We start from the raw sequence: 23860 nt of genomic DNA, 5'->3' as shown, positions 1-23860 counted from the left end.
TGCAGGTGGCCTGGCGTTCAGCGGTGAGATCCAAGCCTGCCTTCACAGCCGAGTGACTGTCAGTTATGCGTTGTTAGTGCTTATTAGCGCCCGGCTACCGAAGTATGTCGCGTGGAGACTTTTTCGCTGACCACTCAAGACTCTGCAGCGGTTTTCGATGCCCGTGGCCTGCACGAAACGGCGGTACGATGTACGAACATTTTTGACATCCCTGTGTCTTTGCCATCGTCACGATCATGTGGGAAACGGCTGATATTTATTTCGCAGAATTCCTACATTTTGTTTGCCTCACCAGCAAAAAACGTGGTTATTATCTGCCGGCGCTTCGGGTCACAAACCCGGCGCCAGAAGATTGCCGTGTGTCCACAGACCCGGCAGTCGCAGCCGATCGGGACCACCCTGGCGCTGTCATCCCCGCGCAGGTTGTTCCTCGTCGTTGACCCTCAAAATGGAAGGCGAGGTTTCAATTGGTCACGCGGTTTGCAATCGTCGATGTAGTGAATGGGGCGACGTCTGTCGCCAATGATTCGACCCACCTTCCAGTTGCCTGCGCCGACCGCGCGGCGGCGTTCTTCTCCAGCCTGTCTCCCCCCGAATTTCTGCGTGTGCCCGCGTTCAACGCGAGTCTGCACGCGCGCGCCGTACCATCCTCCTGAATTCGAATGACCGTGCCGGCATCTGATGCCGGGGCCTGACTGGCGGGGCATGTTCTGTCCCGGCCGGATCACAACAATAAAGTAGTCATGGACGGTAGTCTCCGATGCTCGATAACACTTCCTTGCGTGGGACGAATCCAACGCAGCCCGACGTTTGCTCCTTGAAACCGTTCGATGCAGACCTGTGCGTGCACGGTCTGTTTGAGGCGCAGGTGCTGCGCAACCCTGATGCCATCGCCGCACGCTGGCAGCAGGAGGCGCTCAGTTATCGTGAACTGAACACCCGCGCCAACCGGTTGGCCCATCACCTTCGCAAGCTCGGGGTCGGGCCGGACGTGCGAGTCGGACTGTGCCTGGAGCGTTCGTTGGAAATGCTGGTCGGCGTACTCGCGGTGCTCAAGGCCGGCGGCGCCTATGTGCCGCTGGACCCGTCTTATCCGCAGGCGCGGCTGGCGCACATGCTGGCCGACAGCGCACCGCCGGTGGTGCTGACCCATGGACAGGCGCGCGTTGTTTTGCGGGCGGCGCTCGAACAGTCGGCGACCACCCCCACTCTGCTGGATCTGGCCGACGCCCGCGATTGGGCTGCGCTTGCGGCTGACAACCTTGATCCTCACGCGATCGGCCTGACACCCCGTCACCTGGCTTACGTGATCTACACCTCCGGCTCCACCGGCACCCCGAAAGGCGTGATGGTCGAGCATCGCGGGCTGGTTGCGGTGAGTGCTGACTGGGCGCAGCTCTATGAGTTGGGCGAGCCGATCAACCACCTGCAAATGGCCGGTTTTTCCTTCGACGTGTTCAGCGCGGACCTGATCCGTGCGCTGGGTTTTGGCGGCACGCTGGTGCTGTGTCCACGGGACACCCTGATGGACCCGCCGGCCCTGTATCGCTTGATACGTGACGCGCGCATCGGCTTTGCCGACTTCGTGCCGGCGCTGCTCAATCCACTGTTGGCGTGGGTAGAAGAGACCGGCCACGACCTGTCGTTCCTGCGCACCGTGGTCTGTGGCTCCGACATCTGGACCGCCCACAGCGCCCGGCAATTACGCAGGCTGTGCGGTGAGCAGGTGCAGATCGTCCAGGCCTATGGCGTCACCGAGGCGAGCATCGACAGCACCTGTTTTGAATTCACCGAAGGCAGCCGGATCGACGCGGTGTTGCCCGTCGGCCGGGCACTGCCCAATACCCGGATTTACCTGCTCGACGCTGACGGTACAGCGGTTGCCGAGGGGGGAGCCGGTGAACTGTACATCGGTGGCGTCGGCGTGGCGCGCGGTTATCTGAACCTGCCGCAACTGACCGCTGAGCGTTTCATCGACAGCCCGTTCGTGGCGGGCGAGCGTCTGTATCGCACCGGCGATCTGGCGCGTTACCGGGCCGACGGCCAATTGGAATTCCTCGGCCGCAACGATTCCCAGGCCAAATTGCGCGGGCTGCGTCTGGAGCTGGGGGAAATCGAAACCCGGCTCGCGGACATACCGGGCGTGCGGGAAAGCGTGGTGTTGCTGCGTCAGGACAGTCCCGGTGAACCGCGTCTGGTGGCCTACTACTGCGAAAAACCAGACTCAACGCTGAGCCCGCGCGCGCTGCGTGAACAGCTGCAAACCAGTCTGCCGGACTACATGGTGCCAACCGCCTTCGTGCGTCTCGATGCGTTGCCGCTGACCGCCAACGGCAAGGTCGATCGGCCAAACCTGCCGGCGCCGGACATCGAGGCGTTCGAGCAGCAGGAGTATCAGGCACCACAAGGCCCGCTGGAAACAGCGCTCGCCGCAATCTGGGCCGACGTGCTCGGCGTCGAGCAGGTCGGGCGTCAGGATCAGTTCTTCGCCCTCGGCGGTCACTCGCTGCTGGTGATGCGCGTGCTGGCGCAGGTTCGCCATGCGCTGGGGCTGGAAGTGGCACCCTCGACGCTGTTTGCCGCGCCGGTCCTGGCTGAGTTCGCCGAACGGCTGCACGCCAGTCAGGCGGCGGCTCGTCCAGCCATCACAACCCTTGAACGCTCGGGCGCGCAAACGTTGTCGTCTGCTCAGCAGCGCCTGTGGTTTTTGGCGCAAATGGAGGGTGGCAACGCCGCCTATCACATGCCGTTGAACCTGCGTTTGCGCGGTTCGCTGGACGTGGCAGCACTCGAACGCAGCTTCAATCAACTGGTGGCGCGCCATGCGGCGCTACGCACGACGTTCATTGCCGTTGAAGGGGAAGGGCGGCAATTGGTTTCGCCGCCTGCGCACGGTATCCGGCTGACGGTGATTGACGTGCAGGGGAACGATGCGCAAAAACGCCTGAGCCGCTTGATCGACGAGGAGGGCGCCGAACCGTTCGATCTGAGCCGCGGCCCGCTGATGAGGGTCAGCCTGGTGCGGCTGGCGGCGGATGACCATGTGCTGTTGCTGACCCAGCACCACATCATCTCAGACGGCTGGTCGATGGGCGTGCTCACCCGCGAGCTCGGCCAGCTGTACGCAGCGGCGTTACAGGATCGCGACGATCCGCTGCCGCCATTGCCGGTGCAGTACGTGGATTACGCCGTGTGGCAAAAACAGTGGCTGTCCGGTGACGTTCTGGAGCAGCAAAGCCGTTATTGGCGTGAAACCCTCAGCGGCGCACCGGTGCTGCTGGAGCTGCCGACCGATCACAAGCGCCCGCCCGTGCAGGATTACCTCGGCGGCTTTGTTCCATTGGTCTTCGACGAAGCTCTGACCGCGCGATTGAAAGCCCTGGGCATGCAGCAAGGCACGACGCTGTTCATGACTCTGCTGGCCGGTTTTTCGCTTTTGTTGTCGCGCCTGTCGGGGCAAAGCGACGTGGTGATCGGCGTGCCGTCGGCCAACCGCCCGCAACAGGAACTGGAAGGGCTGATCGGTTTCTTCGTCAATACGTTGGCTCTGCGGATGACTCAATCGGGTACGCCGTCGGTGGCGCAATGGCTGCAACAGGCGCGGAGAGTGGCGCTGGAGGCTCAGGAGCATCAGGACCTGCCGTTCGAGCAAGTGGTGGAATTGCTCAACCCGCCGCGCAGTCTGGCCCACAGTCCGCTGTTCCAGGTGCTGTTTGCCTGGGAACAGGATCAGGATTCCGATCTGCTGCTGACCGGGCTTGAGGTGACCCCGGCCGAGAGCAGCCATCACGTGGCCAAGTTCGACCTGCAACTGGCCCTCAGTGAGCGTGACGGGCGGATCGTCGGCGGTCTGGAATATGCTTCGGGCCTGTTCGAGCGCGGCACCGTCGAGCAGTTCGGCGAGTACCTGCGTCGGGTACTGACGCAGATGTTCGAGAATAGCGAGCAGTCGCTGGCGGGGATCAAGCTGCTGAGCGCCGAGCAACACCAGCAGATCGTTCATGACTGGAACCGCACCGCCCGGGAAACCGCGTCGCTACCCGGTTGCGTGGCGCGTTTCGAAAGCCTCGCCCGGCAAACACCCGACGCCGTGGCGTTGCTCGCCGACCGTGAGCAACTGAGCTACGGCGAACTGAATCGCGCCGCCAACCGCCTGGCGCGTTACCTGATCGAACAAGGCGTAGGCCCCGAGCATCGCGTCGGCCTGTGCCTGGAGCGTTCGCCGCAAATGGTCATCGGCCTGCTGGCGGTCCTCAAGGCCGGTGCGGCGTATGTGCCATTCGATCCGGCTTACCCGAGCGAACGCCTGGCGTTCATGTTCAGTGATGCGGCGCCTACCTTGCTGCTGACGCAATCGAGCCTGATGGCCGGGCTACCGGCTAACGAGGCGAAAATCTGCTGCCTGGACACTGACGCATCGCAATGGGCGCAACACCCGACGGATGATCCGCAGGTCACGGTGACACCGGAACACCTCGGCTACGTGCTCTACACCTCCGGCTCCACCGGACGACCCAAGGGCGTGGCCCACAGCCGTCGTGCGCTGGACAACCTGATCACCTGGCAACTCGATCAGGCCAGGGCACCGCAGCGGGTGCTGCAATTCGCCTCGCTGAATTTCGACGTCTCGTTCCAGGAAATCTGCAGCACGCTGTGCCAGGGCGGCAGCCTGTTGCTGATGACCGAGGACAGTCGCAAGGACCTCGCCGCGCTACGCCCGACCCTGGTGGCCGAAGGTGTACAGCGGGCGTTCCTGCCGTTCGCCGTGTTGCAGCAACTCGCCGGCCTGACCGAGGCCGATGCACCGATGCCGGCCGGCGGCTGCGAGATCATCACCGCCGGTGAAGCCCTGCAAATCAATGACGAGCTGCGTGGCTTTGTCCGCGGGCTCGGCGGCGCGCAGTTGCACAACCAGTACGGGCCGACCGAAACCCATGTGGTCAGCCAATTCAGCCTCGATTGCAACGCGGCTGAGTCCTGGCCGGACGCGCCGCCCATTGGCCGCCCCATCGCCAATGCGCGGCTGTACGTGCTGGACGAATTTCTGAATCCCGTGCCGATCGGCGTGGCAGGCGAGTTGTACATCGCTGGCGCTTGCCTGGCCCGTGGCTATCTGAACCGCCCGGACCTGACCGCCGAACGCTTCCTGCCGGACCCGTTCAGTGCCGAGCCGGGCGGGCGGATGTACCGCAGCGGCGACCTCGCGAAGTTCCAGGCCGACGGCAACGTGCAATACCTGGGACGCATCGACCAACAGGTGAAATTGCGCGGTTTCCGCATCGAGCTCGGCGAGATCGACAGCCTGTTGCATCAACAACCCGGCGTACAGGAAGCCGCCGTATTGCTGCGTGAGGACGTGGCCGGGGACAAACGTCTGGTGGCCTATGTGGTCGGCACCGCGACCCCTGAATGCCTGCGCGCCGAACTGCAACGCCAGTTGCCCGAACACATGATCCCGAGTGCCTGGGTTCGCCTGTCGCAATTGCCGCTGACCCGCAACGGCAAGCTCGACCGCCAGGCGCTGCCAGCGCCGGAACGCAGTGCCGGGGCGACTTACGAGGCGCCGCGCAATGACATTGAACGTCAGATGGCCGGGATCTGGGCCGAAGTGCTCAAGTGCGAAAGGGTCGGCATCCACGACAACTTCTTCGACCTCGGCGGCCACTCGCTGCTGGCGACGCGGATGATCTACGCGATCAACCAGCGCATGGGCGCGCAACTGTCCCTGAGCAGCCTGTTCCAGACCCCGGTGTTGCTGGATCTGGCGGCGCAGGTGTCGCGTGAAGAGCAAAGCGTTGAACCGGCATTCATCCAGCTCGAGCCGGATCGCGGCAATCGACATGAACCGTTCCCTCTTACCGATATTCAGCAAGCCTACTGGTTCGGTCGCGAGGCCACGGTCAGTCTGGGCGGCGTCAGTGCCCACGGCTACGAAGAACTGCGCATTCGCGAATTCGACGCCGAGCGTTTCGAGCGTGCGCTGAACCGCATGATCCAGCGCCACGACATGCTGCGCGTGGTGTTCCTCAGCAACGGCACGCAACAGGTACTGGGGCAGGTGCCGACCTACCATATGCCGCGCAGCGACCTGCGCGGGTTGCCCGCTGATGAAGCGCAACGCACCCTTGAGGCGACCCGCGAACGCCAGTCCCACCAGGTGCTGGACGCCAGTCGCTGGCCGCTGTTCGAGTTCAGCCTGTCGTTGCTCGACGACGGCATCACCCATTTGCACATCAGCCTCGACGCGCTGATCGTCGACGCGGCGAGCACGCAGATTCTCGCCCGCGAACTGATGGCGTTCTACGTCGATCCGACGCTGGAACTGGCGGAACCGGGCCTGACTTTCCGCGACTATGTGCTGGCCGAACAACAGCTGCGCGATGGCCGCCGCTACGAGCAGGCGCTGGGCTACTGGCGTGAGCGGGTGACCACTCTGGCCCCGGCGCCGGACCTGCCGTTGGTGCGCCAGCCGGAAAGCATCGCCAACCCGCACTTCACCCGCCGCGACCGCGACATGTCGGCGGCGCAGTGGACGCAGCTCAAAGCCGTGGCTAAACAGTTTGCTGTGACGCCGTCGGTGATGCTGCTGACCGCGTTCAGCGAAGTGCTGGCGCTGTGGAGCCGCACGCCGCGTTTCACCCTGAGCCTGCCGCTGTTCAACCGCATGCCGCTGCATCCCGATGTAGACGAAATCATCGGCGACTTCACCTCGCTGGTGCTGCTGGAAGTCGGCATCGACGGTTCGCAGAGTTTCACCGACAAGGCGCGCGCGGTGCAGGCGCAACTGTGGCGCGATATCGACCATTCGGTGGTCAGCGGTGTGCGAGTACTGCGCGAATTGTCCCAGGCCCGGGGCGTGCAGCAGACGGCGATGCCGATCGTGTTCAACAGCACACTGTCGGAAGCGGCGCCGGAACTGGCCGAATTCAATCTCGCCGACGCGTTGAATGCCAGGCACATGCACAGCATCACCCAGACCCCGCAGGTGTGGCTCGACCATACGTTGCTGGAGCTGGAAGGACGCCTGCTGTTTAACTGGGACAGCATCGACGAACTGTTCCCGCAAGGGATGATCGAGCAGATGTTCGTCGCCTATAACACGCTGCTCGACAGCCTGTGCGAGCCGGCAGCCTGGGGCGCAAACACGCCGCAATTGTTGCCGCAGGCGCGCTTGCCGGCACCGGTCGACAACCAGCACACGCTGCCGTTGATGCACGACTTGTTCGAACGTCAGGCCCTCGCGACACCGGATGCGCTGGCGGTAATCGGTGCGCGACAGCTGACGTACGCCCAGCTACGCAACGAGGCGCGGCAACTCGGCGCCCGTCTGCAAGCGCAAGGCGTGCTGCCGAACCGCTTGGTCGCGGTGGTGATGGAGCGCGGTTGGGAGCAAGTGGTCGCGACCCTGGCGATTCTGTATGCCGGCGGCGCTTATCTGCCCATTGAGCCGACTCAGCCGGCGGAACGGCTGCGGCATATTCTGGAGCGGGCCGAGGCGAGTCTGGCCCTGACCCAACCAGCGCTGCTCGACAAAATCGAATGGCCGGCGCAAGTCACGGCCATCGCGGTGAGCGATGAAGGCTCAACCGATGTACTGCCACTGCAACCGGTGCAGGTGAACGAAAGCGACCTGGCTTACGTGATCTATACCTCGGGTTCCACCGGCCAGCCCAAAGGCGTGGTGATCGATCATCGCGGTGCGGTCAATACCTTGCTCGACATCAACCGACGCTTTGCCGTCGGCCCGAACGACCGCGTATTGGCGATCTCGTCGCTGAGCTTCGACCTGTCGGTCTATGACTTCTTCGGCACCCTCGCCGTGGGCGCGGCGGTGGTCATCCTCGAACCGCAACTGTCACTTGATCCGGCGCACTGGCTGGTGTTGATCGAACGTCACCAGGTCAGCGTGTGGAACTCGGTCCCGGCGCTGCTCGGCATGCTGGTCGAGTACGTAGAGGGCGAGGGCGGCGCGTTGCCCGCCAGCCTGCGGGTGGCGATGCTGTCCGGTGACTGGATTCCATTGACTCTGCCCGAGCGGGCCTGGGCCTTGCAGGCGGATTTGCAGTTGATCAGCCTGGGCGGTGCCACCGAAGCGTCGATCTGGTCGATCTGCTACCCGGTGCAGCATGTCGACCCGGCGTGGCGCAGCATTCCCTACGGCAAGGCCCTCGATCATCAGCGCTTCTACGTGCTGGATGAAACGCTGCAGGTGCGCCCGACCTGGGTCGCGGGGCAGCTGTACATCGGCGGTATCGGTCTGGCGAAAGGTTACTGGCGCGATGACAAGCTCAGCGCCGGCAGTTTCTTTGATCATCCACTGACCGGTGAGCGCCTGTATCGCACCGGCGACCTGGGGCGCCTGCTGCCGGACGGCAACATCGAATTCCTCGGCCGCGAAGACAATCAGGTCAAGGTTCAGGGTTATCGCATCGAGCTGGGCGAAATCGAAGCGGCGCTCAATCGCCATCCCGGCGTGCAGAGCGCGGTGGTGCGGATTTTGGGCAGCGCGCTGGGCGAGAAGCGTCTGGCGGGTTATGTGCTCAAGGCCGATCCGGCGTTGCAGGCCAACGATTTCAGCGCGTACCTGAGCGACAAACTGCCGGCCTACATGATTCCGCCGTCGTTCACCTTTGTTGAAGCGTGGCCGTTGTCGTCCAACGGCAAAGTCGACAAGAAACGCCTGCCGGAACCGGAGCAGATCGAGGAGCAAGGGCCGGCGATCGAAGTCGATGGCCCGCAGGAGCAACGGCTGGTGGCAATCGTGCAGGACGTGCTCAAGCGCGATTCCATTGCTGCCAACGCCAATCTGCTGAACCTCGGCGCAACGTCGATCGATATCGTCAGGATCAGCAACGCCTTGTCCGGCGCCTTGCAGTTCCGCCCGCACGTGGCGCAACTGCTGGCCCAACCAACGTTGCTGCATCTGCTTGGCATGTACCGCCAGAACCGGGCGCGGCAGGATGTGCTCGGCAACGTGCAGCAAGCCCCGGATCCCGTACAGGACATCATCGAAGATCCCCAGCAGCGGGCGCAGTTCAAGGCCGAACAGCGCGGACGCCGCGACTTCGCTCAGACCCTGCCGGCGCTGGCGCTGGACCTGCCGCAAGACCCGGCCTTCGCCCGACGTTTGAGCAATTACCGCTCGGTGCGTCAATACGATCAGCAACCGATCGCCACCCGGGCCTTCGCGCACGTACTGGCGGCGTTGGCCCAAGGGCAACTCGATGGCGAGGTGAAATACCAGTTCCCGTCGGCGGGCGGGCTGTACCCGATTCAGGCGTACCTCTACGTCAAGCCGGATCGCGTGCTCGGCGTGCCCGGCGGCGCGTATTACTACGATCCCCGCCAGCATCGTCTGCTGGCGCTCCAGAGCGGAGCGCTCGACCCGGACACCTATGACTATTTCGTCAACCGTCCGGTGTACGAGAACGCCGCGTTCTCGCTGTTCTTCATCGCCGACATGGCGGCGATTCGTCCGTTGTACGGCGAGCGCAGCCGCGACTTCTGCCACATCGAAAGCGGCGCCATGGCCCAGTTGCTGAGCATGACCGCCGTCGAGCAGGGCCTGGGCCTGTGCGGTATCGGCTCGGTCGAAGAACAGCAACTGACCACGCTGTTCGACCTCGGGCCGAGCCATGAATTGATCTACTCGATGATCGGCGGCCTGCGCACGGCCGATGAACGACACCGCGCGCCAGTCGAGGCGTTTGCCATCGAGCCTGTGACCGCCAGCCTGGACGATGAAGACATGGAGGAATTCGAAGTATGACTGCCGATCAATTGCTGGCGTTGTTCGCTCGCCATGGCGTGGTGCTCGAGGTTGACGGTGACAGGCTGCGCTGCAAGGCGCCGCGCGGGTTTCTCACCGAACAGCTGACCCAGGCGCTCAAGCGTCACAAACAGGAACTGATCGCCTTGCTCGGCGGGCAAGATGACGCGGTAATTCCCCGTCGTGCAGGTGCGAACGGGGCCTGGCCATTGTCGTTTTCGCAACGGCAACTGTGGTTTCTTGATCAACTGGAACCCGGCAACCCGTTCTACAACGTGCCGACGGCGGTAACGCTGAAAGGGCAGTTGGACGTCGCGCAACTGGAGCAGGCGCTCAACCAACTGGTGGCCCGCCACGAAGTCCTGCGCACGACGTTTTGCAGCGTGGACGGTGAACCGCGTCAGGTGGTGCATTCGTCGATGCCGCTGTCGTTGTCGGTGACGGATCTGCGCCAAGTGCCTGCCGACGAGCGTGAGCAGCAAGTGCGAATCGCCGTCGAACAGGATGCCCGGGCGCCGTTCGATCTGGCCGCCGGCCCACTGCTGCGGGCGTCGTTACTGCACGTGGCCGACGATGAATACCTGTGGCTGTACAGCGTGCATCACATCATCGCCGACGGCTGGTCGATGGGAGTGATCCTGCATGAAATCGCCACGCTGTACGGCGATTATCTGCGTGGCGAAACCTCGACTCTTGCGCCGTTGTCGGTGCAATACGCCGACTACGCGTGCTGGCAGCAACAGCGGGTGGGTGGTGCGGCGCTGGACGCGCAGCTCGATTACTGGCGCCGCACCCTGGACGACGCGCCGCTGTTATCGACCTTGCCCGCCGACCGGCCGCGACCGCTGGTGCAGCGCTTTGTCGGGGCCACGTTCAGTTCGTCCGTCGATGGCGGCACCTTGCGTGAACTCACCGCGCTGGCCCGGCAGACCCAGGGCACGCTGTTCAACGTGTTGCTGGGCGCATTGGCGGTGCTGCTGTGGCGCCACAGCGGTCAGCAGGATCTGTGCATCGGCACGCCGTTCGCCAATCGCAATCGTCCGGAAATCGAGCCGCTGATCGGTCATTTCGTCAATACGCTGGTGCTGCGTCAGCGCCTGAATCCGCAGCAGACCTTCGCTGAACTGCTGCGTGAGGTGCGGGGGCAGATGTTCGACGTCCACGCCCATCAGGACGTGCCGTTCGACCGCGTGGTCGAGGCCGTCAACCCGCCGCGCGATCCCGGTCACTCACCGTTGTTCCAGGTGATGCTGGTGCTGCAGAACACCCCGGGCAACGCGGTGCACATGCCCGCTCTGGAACTGGCGCCGTACGGCACCAGCAGTGCAACGGCCAAGTTCGATCTGGCATTCGAATGGGTCGAGCGGGCAGGGCGCCTGGACTTGCTGGTGGAATACAACACCGACCTTTACGACGTTGCGACCATCGAACGCCTGAGCGGGCACTACCGCCACCTGCTCGAGCAGATCGCCGCCGACGCCAAGCAACCGATCAATGCCTTGCCGTTGATGAACAAGGCGGAGCGTCAGCAGATGCTGGTGGAGTTCAACCGCGCCGCGCCACTGACGCAAGCGGCGCCCTGCGTGCATCAACTGGTCGAATCGCAGGCGGCGAGCAACCCTCAGGCCTGCGCAGTTGTTTTCGAGGGTGAGTCGCTTGACTACGCCGAACTCAATGCCCGGGCCAACCGCCTGGCGCGGCACTTGCGCAACTTGGGCGTCGGCCCGGATGTGCGCGTGGCGGTGTGCATCGAGCGCTCGCTGGAGTTGCCGGTCGCGTTGCTGGCAGTGCTCAAGGCCGGCGGCGCCTACGTGCCGCTGGATCCGGATTATCCGCTGGGGCGCCTGAGCCATATGCTCGGTGACAGCACGCCGGCGGTGCTGCTGACCCTCGGCTCGGCGCACGCTTTCCTGCGGCAAGCCGTGCAAGGCTCGACCTGGGAAGCGCCGATTCTCGACCTCGAAAAAGATGCCGCGAGCTGGGCGTCATTGCCGGCGGACAATCTTGATCCGCGCCATGTCGGCGTCACCCCTGACCACCTCGCCTACGTGATCTACACCTCGGGCACCACCGGTTTGCCCAAGGGTGCGATGGTCGCCCACCGTGGCCTGAGCAACCTGCTGCTGTGGTGTTTGCAGGTCTGCGGCGAAGCGGGGGCGATGCTGCACAAGATTCCGTTCGGTTTCGATGCCTCGGCGTGGGAGACGTTCTGGCCGCTGGCAACTGGCGGGCGGCTGGTGATCGCGCGGCCCGGCGGGCATTACGAACCAGCGTATCTGGCGCGCGAGGTGCGCGAACGGAAGGTCACGGCGCTGGTGTTCGTGCCGGCGATGCTACAGCTGTTTCTGGAGGTCGACGAGGTCAGCCAGTGTGCGTCGCTGACTGACGTGTTCAGCGGCGGCGGTGAACTGCCACCGGCTCTGGCCCGGCGCTTTCAGGAGCGCCTGCCCCATGCGCGGCTGCACAACGTCTACGGCCCGACCGAAACCACGGTGATCAACAGCATCTGGACCCTGGAGCCTGGCGCCGAGGTTCCGGCCCGGCAGCTGCCGATCGGCCGGCCGATTTCCAATAACCGTTTTTACGTGCTTGATGACCGCGACCAGCCGGTGCCGGTAGGCGTGACCGGGCATCTGCACATTGGCGGCGTGGGCGTGGCCCGTGGCTATCTGGGACTGGAGCAGCTCAGTGCCGAGCGCTTTATCGACAATCCGTTTGTGACAGGCGATCGGCTCTATCGCAGCGGCGATCTGGCGCGTTATCGCCCGGACGGTCAACTGGAATTTCTCGGTCGCAACGACTTTCAGGTCAAGTTGCGCGGCGTGCGTCTGGAACTGGGCGAGATCGAGGCCCGGCTCGAAGCGTTTCCCGGCATTCGCAGCGCCGTGGTGCTGATGGTCGGCGAAGCAGCGCAGGATCAGCGGCTGGTGGCCTGTTGCGTGGTGGCCGAGACCGTGGACGAAGCAGCGGTGCACGCCCATCTGGCGACGACACTGCCCAGAGCGGTGATCCCCGGCAGCTACCTGTGGCTCGACGCGCTGCCACTTACCGCCAACGGCAAGGTCGACCGAACCGCGCTGACAGCGTTGGCGGATGAAGAGATGACTAACCGCCAGGTCAACCTGAGCAGCCCGCGCGATCACATCGAACTGGCGTTGTACCAGATCTGGAAAAGCCTGTTGCTGGCGCCGCAGATCGGCATTCGCGACAACTTTTTCAATGTCGGCGGCACCTCCATCGCTGCAATCAAAATGGCCCATGAAATCAGCCAGCAGTTCGCGGTCGAAGTGCCGGTGCGCGTGGTGCTCAGCTACCCGACCATCGAAGCGCTGGGCGGCTGGCTGCGGGTCGGGGCCAACCCGGCGCTGGCCCAGAGCAACCTGATCGAATTCCGACGCGGCAGCGGCCAGCACAACGTGGTGTGCATTCACCCGGCGGGCGGCACGGCGTTCTGCTACCTATCGCTGGCCAAGGTGCTGCCGGATACAACCGGCGTCTACGGCGTGCAATCGCCGGGGCTGAATCCGGGGGAGAGCACCGAGCCGACGGTCGAAGCGATGGCCGAGGCCTACTTGCGCCAGATTGAGCCGCTGACACAGCAACCGCTGATCCTCACCGGGTTGTCGTTCGGCGGCCTCGTAGCCTATGAAATGGCGCGACGGTTGACGGCGGCGGGGCATCGTCAGGTGACGGTGGTGCTGCTTGACACCCAGGGTAGCGACGACCCCGGTTTCCGCGAGCAGATCGGCACCGTGGACATGGCCGAGTTTCGCGACAAACTGGTGCGCTTCAACGGCATGTACCCCGGCATCGAAGACGCCCAGGTCGAGCGCTATTTCAACATCTACAACCACAACCGGCTGGCCATGGCCGCTTATGAGTGCTCGCCGCGCGCCGGTCGTGTGGTGCTGATCCAGGCGCGGGAAGATTTCAGCCGCCATCAGTTGCATGAACTGCGCGGCTTCTGGCGTCGCCGCGCGGGCAGCGGCTATCTGGCGAAACTGGTCAGCGGCGGGCACTGGGACATGCTCGAAAGCGCGGAAATCCACCGGGTCTCGCAAATCATCCGTCGGGAGCTGCAACGCTTCGACGCGCAGGAGGCGAAATAATGAGTGCGTCCAATGACAGGCCGTTGCTCGCGCGTTTTGCCGAGCAAGTGGCGCGCAATCCGCAAGCCCCGGCGGTGATCGATCAATCGGTCAGGCTGACTTACGCCCAACTGGCCAGCGCCAGCGAACGCATCGCCCGAGGGTTGCTGGCGCGCGGCGTCGAGCCCGGCCAGTCGCTGGCGCTGTGCATGCCGCGATGCTGGCAGTGGTTGGCGGCGATTATCGGCGCGTTGAAAGTTGGCGCGGTAGTGGTGCCGCTGGACCGGGCCAGCCCGCGCCAACGTCGGGAACTGATGCTGGCGGATGCGGCGTGTGTCGGCCTGATTACCCTGAATGACGAATCGTTGTGGTCGCCTTCACTGTGGCAAACCAGCGTCGAGGCCTTGCTCGATCAGCCGGACGCTGCGCCGCAAACACTGGCCGAAGACTTCGCCGAGGTGATGTTCCTGTTCTACACCTCGGGCACCACCGGCACGCCGAAAGCGGTTGAGGTTGGCGAGCGCGGCTTGCTGCGGCTGGCGTCCACCGACAGCTATATCGAGATTCGCCCGACGGACCGGTTTGCCTGCCTGTCCAACCCGGCATTCGATGCGTGCAGTTTCGAACTGTGGGCGCCGCTGCTCAACGGCGGTTGCTGCGTCCTGATCGCTGAAGAGGACGTGCTGGATGCGCGTCGACTGGCCGAGGTGCTGGAGCGCACGCAGGTCGACAACCTGTTCATGACGGTGTCGCTGTTCAACACGATGATTGCCGAGTGGCCGTCGTGCTTTTCCAGCATGCGTCAGGTGCTGATCGGCGGTGAGCAGATCAGCGCTGCCGCCGTGCGTGGATGGTATCGGGCCAATCCTGAGAGCCGCTGCCGGATCTTCAACGTCTACGGCCCCACCGAATGCACCACGTTTGCCCTGTGCTGGCCGATCAGCCGCGATTTTGCCGGTGACTCGGCGCCCATTGGCCGGCCGTTGCCGGATACCGGCGTACAGGTGTTGGATGAGCAGCAACGCCCGGTGTCGGCAGGCGAGGTCGGCGAGCTGTATTTGAGTGGCAGTGGTGTCGCCCGTGGCTACCGCAACCGGCCCGAAGAAACCGCCCGCCAGTTCGTCCGTTTGCCCGACCTCGACGGTGGCGCGCAGGTGCATTACCGCACCGGCGATCTGGTGCGGTGCAATGCCGAAGGCTTGATCGAGTACCTGGGGCGGGTCGACCGGCAGGTGAAGATCCGGGGTTTCCGGATCGAGCCGGGGGAGGTGGAGCAACGGATCCTGGAGCATCCGGGTGTGGCGCAGGTGTATGTCTGCACCCGGCGGCAGGCGGCGGAAGATCATCAGTTGCTGGCGTTCATCGTCTCTCGCCGGGCTCTGGACTATCACGCATTCGAAAACCATCTGCGGGCACAACTGCCGCCTTACATGCGGCCTAATCAGCTGTTCCTGCTGGAGCGCCTGCCGCTGACGGCCAATGGCAAGATCGATCGTGATAGCTTGCTGGCCCAAGGTTTGAGTCCGTGGCACCCAGTCCTGACGGCTACGGATAACGAAAACGCATCACCGGCGCTGGATTGGTTGCTGAGTCAGGCCCGTTCGCTGCTCAGCCAACCCGCTCTGAGTGCGCAGGACGATTGGCTGGGCTGTGGCGGCGACTCGCTCAAGGCGATGCGCCTGCGTTCGGCGATCCGTGTCCGCTGGCAGCGCGAGATCGCGATCGATACGTTGCTCAACGAGCCTTTCTCGTCATTGGCCGTACAACTGAGCGGTGAAACGAACGGCGCGTCGATCTACCCACCCGCGCCCGCGATCAGTCGCGCAAAACGCCTACCAGCCACCGCCGAACAGCGCCGCCTGTGGCTGTTGCAACAACGCTCGCCGACCTCGACCGCCTACAGCGTGCCGCTGATTCTGAATCTGGCGGCAGGGGTCGAAGTCGCGGCACTCGCCGAGGCGTTGGGGCGTCTGGTGCAGCGTCATCCGGGGTTGCGCACGGCATTCGTGGCGGGTGCCGATGGACTGGATCAGGTAATCGCCGAGCAGGGCTCGACCTGTCGCATCTTTGCGGTCGGGCATTTCACCGAGGACAACTGGCAGGCCTTCGCCGACCTGGTGTTCGCCGCGCCGTTCGACCTGACCACCCCGAAGCTGTTTCAGGCTTGGCTGTTGCCGTTCGCCGATGGCAGTTGCCGGCTGTTGCTGAACCTGCATCACATCATCGTCGATGGTTGGTCTGTGAACCTGCTGTTCGACGACCTGGCGCAGCTTTACAGCGATGTCCTGCAAGGCCGCGACAGCCTGCAACCCGCGGCCCGCTTGACGACGCTGGAGTTTGGCCAGTGGCAGCGCCAGTGGAGCGTCGATCCGCATTATCGTGACCAGCGCCGCGCCCTCGCCGAGTTGCATCGCCGTCAGGAAGAACCGCCGCCTGCATTGATGCCAATGCGCGAAATCAGCCCGGACGCCCGGTTGCACCGGGAACCTTTGGGCACCCTGCGCAGCGCGGCCCTCGAACGCTTTTGCACCCAACAACGGCTGACCCGTTTCGAAGTGCTGTTCAGCGTCTTCGCCTGGAGCCTGTACGCCCTGACCGGGTGCGAACGGCCACGGATCGCCAGTCCGGTGTCCAACCGGCCACTGGCGGAGTTCGAAGACACGGTCGGCATGTTTGCCAACACTGTGCTGATCCCGACCGCCGTCGAGCAGGCATCGACCCTGGACGAACAGTTGCGCAAGCAGACCGCCACGGTGCGCGAGGTGTTGGCGTTGCAGGACGTGGCGCTGGCGGATCTGGTGGAAGACCTGCGGCTGTCGTCGAGCCCGTTACTGTTCGATTTCATGTTCGTGCTGGAGAACACCGATTACGCAGCGCTGGCCGATTCGAACCTGCACGCGACGCTGCAATTCAACGAGCACTTGCACGCCAAGTGCCCGCTGACGCTGTTGATGGTGGGCAGCGGGTCGCAACTGGAATGCTGGTGGGAATATCAGTGCAGCTACTTCGATGGCGAACAGATGCGCGCAGTGAATGCGCTGTTTCGCCGAGGCCTGGACCTGTTGCTGGAAACCCCGGCGGCCAACCTCAACGATTTGCTCGGTCCGTATCGACGTGGTTTGCCCCCGGCCAGTGAGGGCCCTCGGACTGCGCTGCCGTTCAACACACTGGCGGACGGGTTCGAGCATCAAGTGCATTGCACGCCGGATGCGGTTGCGCTGGTTCAAGGCCAGCGGCGCCTTACCTACAGCGAACTGAATGCGCTGGCCGATGCTCTGACGGCAAACCTGATCGAGTGCCATCCGTTGCCCGTCGGGAACGCGCCATTGCATGTCGTGCTGTTCCTCGATGCCTCGGTGGAACACATCGTCGCCTTGCTGGCCCTGGCCAAACTCAATCTGACGGCCGTGCCGCTGGATCCTGCCTATCCGGTGGCGATCCAGCGCCAGGTGCTGGAACAGGCGCAACCGCATTGCGTGCTGTTCAGCGATATGACGAAGTCAGCGCTGGATGACCTGAACCCCGGACGATTCGCCACCCATCGGGTCGATCTGAGCGCCAATGCCACAACGTTCGAACGTCGACGCCACGCCGGCGAACGGCCGCTGTACACGCTGTTCACCTCCGGATCGACCGGCACGCCCAAAGGGGTGCAAGTGTCGGAGCGCACCCTGTGCAACCTGCTGCAATGGCAGCGCACCGAAGGGCAGTTGTCGGCGAAAGCGGTAACCCTGCAGTTCTCGATGCTGTCGTTCGATGTGTCGTTTCAGGAGATTTTCAGCACCCTGTGCGGCGGCGGGTGCTATCACCTGATCACGCCGCGCTGGCGTCAGGACGCCGAGGCGTTGCTGGAGTACATGTTGGAGGCGCGGATCGAGCGCCTGTTTCTACCGTACGTGGCCTTGCAGCACCTGGCGCAAACCGCCGTGGCCCGGGGCATTTACCCTTCGGCATTGCGCGAGGTGATCACGGCCGGCGAGCAACTGCTTTGCACCGATGCGCTGCGCAACTGGTTCGGCGGCATGCCGCACGCCTCGCTGTTCAACCATTACGGCCCGACCGAAACCCACGTGGTCAGCGCCTTGCGCCTGCCGTCCGTGGCGCGGAACTGGTCGTTGCGCGCGCCGATCGGCCATGCCGTTGGCAATGCGCGGCTGTTGCTGGTCGATGAGCATGACCGCCCGGTGCCCAACGGCTGCCGTGGCTACCTGCTGGTGGCCGGGCCAATGGTTGCCCGGTGCTACCTGGCTGATCCAGTGTTGAACGCTGCGCGGTTTGTCGAGCTGGCAGACGGCCGTTTGTACTACCGCACCGGCGATCTGGCGTGGGCCGATGCCCAGGGCTGCCTGCATTATCTGGGACGTGACGATCAGCAGATCAAACTCAGCGGCCATCGCTTGGAACTGGGTCAGATCGAGTCGGCGCTGATGCAGGTGCCGGAAGTGGTCAACGCGGTGGTGGCGGTGCAGGCCGATCCGCCACGGCTGATTGCCTGGTTGCAGCTCGAGGGCGAACCTGCGACATCCGGTGAGCTGGATCGTCAGGTCGCGCAACTGCTGCCGGCCCATGTGCGAATCGATGAATACCGGCGGATCGACCTCTGGCCACGCACGCCCAGCGGCAAGATCGACCGCAAGGCCTTGCCGAATGTTGGCGAGGCCCTGGAGCGGCGCAGTACGCCAACACCGGTTGTTCAATTGACCGCGCTGGAACGGCAACTCAGCGAGCTGTTCCAAGCCGTGATCGGACGGGACATCGAACCGCAGCAGAGCTTCTTCGAGGCCGGCGCCACCAGCCTCGGCTTGATGCGTTTGCATGGCCGTTACGCCGAAGAGCTGCCGCACAAGGTGACAATGGCCGACCTGTTTGAATACGTCACGGTGCGACGTCTGGCGGCGCATCTGTCGACCGCGCCGGTGGACGTGGCCGAGCGTGGGCGGCAGACCGATGCAGGCCATCAGCCGATGGCGATCATCGGCATGTCGGTCAATGTGGCCGGGGCGCAGAACCTGTCCGAGTTCTGGGCGCTGGTGCAAGGCAATCGGCTGGGCATTGAGCACTTTGCCGCTGACGAGGGGCTGGTCGGCGCCCGCAGTCAACTGGCGGGCATGCTCGATTTCGATGCTGAGTACTTCGGCATCAGCCGCCAGGAAGCGCGCCTGATGGACCCGCAACAGCGGCATCTGCTGATGGCGTGCGTTCAGGCCCTGCAACACGCGGCCATCGTCCCGTCGGCGAATGGCCCGCGCATCGGCCTGATCGCCAGTTGCGGCGAAACCACTTACTTCCAGCAAATGCTGCGTGAAACCGCAGACGACGATTTGCCCGACGGCTTCCAGCTGGCGCTGCATCACGACAAGGATTTTCTGGCGACCAAAGCCGCGTATCACCTGGACCTGAACGGCCCGGCCCTGAGCGTGCAGGCTGCTTGCGGCAGCTCGCTGATCGCCGTGCACCTGGCCAGTTCGATGCTGCGTCAGGGCGACAGCGACGTGATGCTCGCGGCCGGGGTGCTGATCGACCCGACGCTGACCGAGGGCTACCGGCACCGCTCGCAGCACATTTTCTCCGCCGACGGTTTGTGTCGTCCGTTCAGCGACGACGCCAGCGGCACCCTTGGCGCCAGCGGCTACGGCGTAGTGGTGCTCAAACCGCTGGCCAAGGCGCGGGCCGATGGCGACCGGATTTACGCGCTGGTCGAGGGATCGGCGTTGAACAACGATGGCCGGGCCAAGATGAGTTACACCGCGCCGTCGGTGGCCGGGCAGAGCGCGGTCATCCGCGATGCCTTGAGCCGTGCCGGGTTAACCGGCGCTGACATCGGCTACGTAGAGGCCCACGGCACCGGCACCTTGCTCGGCGATCCGATCGAGGTCGCGGCGTTGACCAAGGCGTTCGGCGATGCGCCGGCCGGCCGATGCGCGCTGGCCTCGGTGAAAAGCCAGATCGGTCATCTGGGTGCGGCGGCGGGCGTGGTCGGGTTGATTCGCGCCAGCCTCGCGGTGTTCCATGGCGTACTGCCGCCTAACCTGGGTTTTGGCCGGATCAACCCGCAGATCGACCTGGAGCATTCGCCGTTCTATGTGCCGACCACGTCCCGGCCATGGCCGCAAGGGCGGCGGCGACTGGCCGGTGTCAGCAGTTTCGGGATCGGCGGGACCAACGCGCATGTCATCGTTGGTGCTGCACCTACGGCGCAGCAAACTGTTGAGGAAACGTTGCCGCTGCTGATGATTTCAGCGCATAGCCGGGCGGAGTTGCTGCGCGATATCGCGGCGATTCGCGAATACCTGCACGCGAACCCGGAACAGCAGACTGCGTTGCTACGGCACTTGCAGTCAGGTCGCCGGCAGTTGCGCTGGCGCTTCGCGATGGTCTGCCGGCCGGGTGACGACATTCCATTGCAGCCGACAGCGATCAAGGAAATCACGGCCTCGGGCGCGCCGTTGATCGCCCGTGATCAATCGCCGCAGGAGCTGCTGGAAGCTTGGTACGAAGGCGCGAATATCCAGTGGCCACAACGCTCGGCACCGCCGCCCTGGGATTTGCCGCCGTCGTCGTTCGATCTTCAGCCGTATCGTTTCCAGCCACCTGTAGCTGTTCAACCTGATGCGCCAACCCTTGAGCGACAACCGCTGGCGGACTGGTTCCACCAGCGACAGTGGGTGCGCACCCGGCGCCTGAGCGCGACAGCGACGGCCGGATCCCGTGAGGTGTTGATTCTGTGCAGCCATGACGCGCCCGAATCGACATTGCTGGCGAGCCTGAACGCCGTGTATCGACGCGTGATTCAAGTGCGCACCGGCAACGGTTTCAAACGCCTGAGCACGGACCGTTTCGAGCTTGATCCGCTGGACGCTGAGGCCCTGAGCCGTTTGCTCGCTGAGGTCGCAGAACCTGCACTCGGCGAGCTCGACTGGCTGCATGCCTTGCCACTGGCGGTGGCTGGTGCAGTCAACGAGCAATCGCTGGATCTGGCGCAGTGGGCCTGTCTGGACACGGTCAGTGCGCTGATGCAGGCCTGGGGGCAAACCCCGCGCACGACCCGTCTGCGGTTGTGGTTGATGTCGTGGCAGGCATGCCCGGTGGACGGCGAGGTTAAACGGCCCGAACTGGCAGCGCTGGCCGGCGTCACTGAAGTGGTGCCGCAGGAATACCCGGTGCGTTGCCACTGGCTGGACTGGCCGTCGTCACGCCTCGGAGCGCACGCGGGCGAGTTCGCAGCGCTGTTGGCCGATCCGGTCTCATTGCCTCGGCGAATGGCGGTGCGCGATGGTTATCTCTGGCAGCCACGTTTAATGCCTCAGCCATTGACCGGCCCGGCAACGACATCAGGGCTTCTGCCGGAAGACGGTACGTTCCTGGTACTGGGCGGCAGCGGCGGTATCGGCCGGACCTTGTGCGAACACCTGCTGCAGGCACCTGCACGCCGGGTGGTGCTGCTCTCGCGTCAGGGGCAATTGCCGGCGTCTCTGGCGGCTTACGCTTTGCGGATCGACTGCATCAAAGCGGACATCGCCGACCTGCCGCGCTGGCCGCAGATACTCGATCAACTGGCCGTTCGTTACGGTCGTGTGAGCGGGGTGATTCATGCGGCGGGCGTCGGTGCAGGCAGCCTGATTCGTCACCGCGATGCTCGGCAAATGGCCCAGGCCATGGCCGCCAAGACCCGCGGCATGCTGGCGGTCGAGGCCTTGATCGAGCACCTGACGCCGGATTTTGTCCTGTACTGCTCGTCGATGTCAGCGCTGTTTGGCGGCGCGGGGCATCTGGACTACGCAGCGGCCAGCGGGGTGCTCGACGGCTTCACCCACTATCGCCCGAACGCGACCGATGCTTGCCTGCGCCTGGAGATCAACTGGGACATCTGGCGCGACATCGGCATGGCCACCACCAGCAACAGCGCAGACACCGCGCACCTGGAGCATCTGACGGTTGGCCTGTCCGCCGAAGAGGGCTGTCGGGTGTTCGATCTGGCGATGGCGACGCAGTTGCCGCAGCTACTGATCTCCACCACCGGCATCGACACGGCGCGGCGGTTCTATCCGGTTCGCCATGGTGCCGTGGCCGCAGTGGTCGAGGCACCGAAGGGCGTGGATCTGTCGACGCGCCTGCGTGAGTGTTTGTGCAAGTGGCTCGGGGTGGCCGAGCTGGAGGACGACGATTCACTGTACGACCTGGGCGCGGATTCGCTGACGCTGCTCGACCTGATCGACGAACTGCAAGCGGCCACTGGTGAGGTATTCCAGCTGTCGCAATTCAGCCACAAGGTCAGCCTGAGCGAAGTGCTTGGGCTGGTGTCGACCGCCACGGTTGAAGAGGCGCCCCTGGCTGCACCGCACGACTGGCACGACGCGGTGCGGATTGATCAATGGCATGCCGGTGCCGGCCGTGATTGGCTGTACCTGATCCACCCGGTGGGTGGCGATGTGCAGGCCTATCGGGAACTGGTGTCGGCATTGCCGGCGGAGGTGGGCGTGTGCGTGATCGCCGACCCGGCGCTGCGTCTCCCGCAGTTGCCGAACATCAGCGTGGACGAACGTGCACGCCGGTATCAGGCGGCGATCAAGGCCCACCTTCCGCACGGCAGCACTTGGCGCCTGGCAGGCTGGTCATTTGGTGCATGGGTGGCGCAGGCTCTGTGTCATCAGGCCCAGGCTGACGGATTCAGGCAACCGTTGTTATACCTGATCGACCCGCCCGCGCCGGATGCCGGTGCGGAACTGGCCGGCATCGACGAACAGACGATCGAGCAGGTGTTCCAACGCGAGTTCGCCCAGCGCTGGCCGGAGGTTGAAGGGCAGGGCATGGCCGAGGAACGTCAGGCGTATCTGCAACGGCTGACGGTGTGCTGTCGCAACAACATGAGCAGCATGCTCGACTTCCAGCCGCCGGCGCTGGCGACCACAGCGGTGCGGCTGTTCATCGCCGGGCAGGCCAATCCTTACGGGCTGGGCAATGCCTGGAACCCGGACGACCTGCAACGCAATTGGCAGGCCTTGCTGCCGCAGTTGCGCAGCTGGCAAACCCTCGACACCGATCACTACGGCATCGTGGCGGGCCGCTGGGCGCGGTTGCTGGCCGAGGTGATCGGTACGGATGAGCCTGCGCCATGAATGATCCGATCTCGATGCCGCGATGGTGGCTGGCCTTGACTAAGGTGTTGTGCGAAGCCGATTCGAACGCGGCCTTGCGCTTGAGGCAATTGCGGGGTCAGGTGCCGTTTCAGCTGTTTCATCTCTGGCAGGCCGACGTGGTCATGCCGATGCTCTGCGAAGCCTTGCCGGAACATCAGCAGGCGCTGCTCGCGTTGCAAAGCCTGCATCAGCGGGCGGCGCTCGGCGTGATCGGGCGTCAGGGCGAGTGGCGGGCCACGCTCAAACCGGTGTTGCTGGCGCTGTACCGCAAGGCCTACCCCTACGACGCGGCGTACGCCAAGGCCCACGCCAGTGCGATGACCTACGGCCTCGCACCGGCCAACAGCGCCACGATTTCCGAGCACTTCGGCGATGCCGAGGCGTTCGCCGAGTATTACGCACAACTCAATACCGAGGCTGCTGCCGCCGCGTTTGCCCAGGCTCATGCCAGCGCCAACGCCGAGGTGTCGGCCCGGGCCTTTGCGGACGACGATGCAGACACCTGCGCTCAGGTCTGCGGGGCGTCCGTGCGGGTTTACGTCGGGGCCTGCGCTTGGAGCGACGAACAGCGACATGCCGTATTCAACCATCTCGCCGCCGGGCTCGACCGGAGTCTGGCCACGCTGCAATCCCGTTCAACAAGGAGAACGACATGAATGACGCACACCTGCAATTCGATGTGGTGATCAACGCCCAGGGTCAGTATTCCCTGTGGCCGGCGGGCAAGCCGATGGCCAGCGGCTGGAACGAGGCGGGGATGCGTGGCGAACGCCAGGTCTGCCTGGATTACATCAACGAACACTGGATTGACATGCGCCCGCGTTCGCTGCACGAGCAATCATCGGTGTCGTTCCAATAAAAAAGGT

At 64.3% G+C, this 23860-nt stretch carries 5 protein-coding genes; all 5 read left to right on the top strand.

The window, feature by feature from the left end; all coding sequences use genetic code 11:
• Window positions 1-760 precede the first annotated feature (760 nt).
• From LIS66_RS13690 to LIS66_RS13670, 5 genes are read left to right on the top strand one after another with little or no spacing between them, the layout of a single operon-like run.
• Window positions 761-9769: a non-ribosomal peptide synthetase gene (locus LIS66_RS13690; RefSeq protein ID WP_227972343.1), complete on the top strand. Its 9009-nt coding sequence runs from the start codon at window positions 761-763 to the stop codon at window positions 9767-9769.
• The gene (locus tag LIS66_RS13685) at window positions 9766-13878 is read left to right on the top strand and encodes a non-ribosomal peptide synthetase (RefSeq protein WP_227972342.1); all 4113 of its coding nucleotides are present in this window, start codon (window positions 9766-9768) and stop codon (window positions 13876-13878) included. The genes LIS66_RS13690 and LIS66_RS13685 overlap by 4 nt, the downstream gene beginning before the upstream one ends.
• Complete coding sequence (locus tag LIS66_RS13680) at window positions 13878-22973, top strand: non-ribosomal peptide synthetase (protein ID WP_227972341.1); 9096 nt, start codon at window positions 13878-13880, stop codon at window positions 22971-22973. Before LIS66_RS13685 ends, LIS66_RS13680 begins: the two co-directional genes overlap by 1 nt.
• Window positions 22970-23650, top strand: coding sequence for a hypothetical protein (locus LIS66_RS13675; protein WP_227972340.1), 681 nt, complete (start codon window positions 22970-22972; stop codon window positions 23648-23650). Before LIS66_RS13680 ends, LIS66_RS13675 begins: the two co-directional genes overlap by 4 nt.
• Entirely contained in the window at window positions 23647-23853 is a 207-nt protein-coding gene (locus LIS66_RS13670) for an MbtH family protein (protein ID WP_039762895.1), read from the top strand. Before LIS66_RS13675 ends, LIS66_RS13670 begins: the two co-directional genes overlap by 4 nt.
• Window positions 23854-23860 lie beyond the last annotated feature (7 nt).

Origin of the sequence: Pseudomonas sp. HN2 (assembly GCF_020736465.1) — a bacterium.
GTDB classification, from domain to species: domain Bacteria; phylum Pseudomonadota; class Gammaproteobacteria; order Pseudomonadales; family Pseudomonadaceae; genus Aquipseudomonas; species Aquipseudomonas moraviensis_A.
Note: the sequence above shows the minus strand (reverse complement) of the source record. Positions and strands in the feature narration are given on the sequence as shown.

Bases quoted from the DNA above. Each gene is read 5' to 3' on its own strand.
- LIS66_RS13675 (WP_227972340.1), top strand. From the start codon at position 22,970: ATGAATGATCCGATCTCGATGCCGCGATGGTGGCTGGCCTTGACTAAG.
- LIS66_RS13670 (WP_039762895.1), top strand. From the start codon at position 23,647: ATGAATGACGCACACCTGCAATTCGATGTGGTGATCAACGCCCAGGGT.
- LIS66_RS13685 (WP_227972342.1), top strand. From the start codon at position 9,766: ATGACTGCCGATCAATTGCTGGCGTTGTTCGCTCGCCATGGCGTGGTG.
- LIS66_RS13690 (WP_227972343.1), top strand. From the start codon at position 761: ATGCTCGATAACACTTCCTTGCGTGGGACGAATCCAACGCAGCCCGAC.
- LIS66_RS13680 (WP_227972341.1), top strand. From the start codon at position 13,878: ATGAGTGCGTCCAATGACAGGCCGTTGCTCGCGCGTTTTGCCGAGCAA.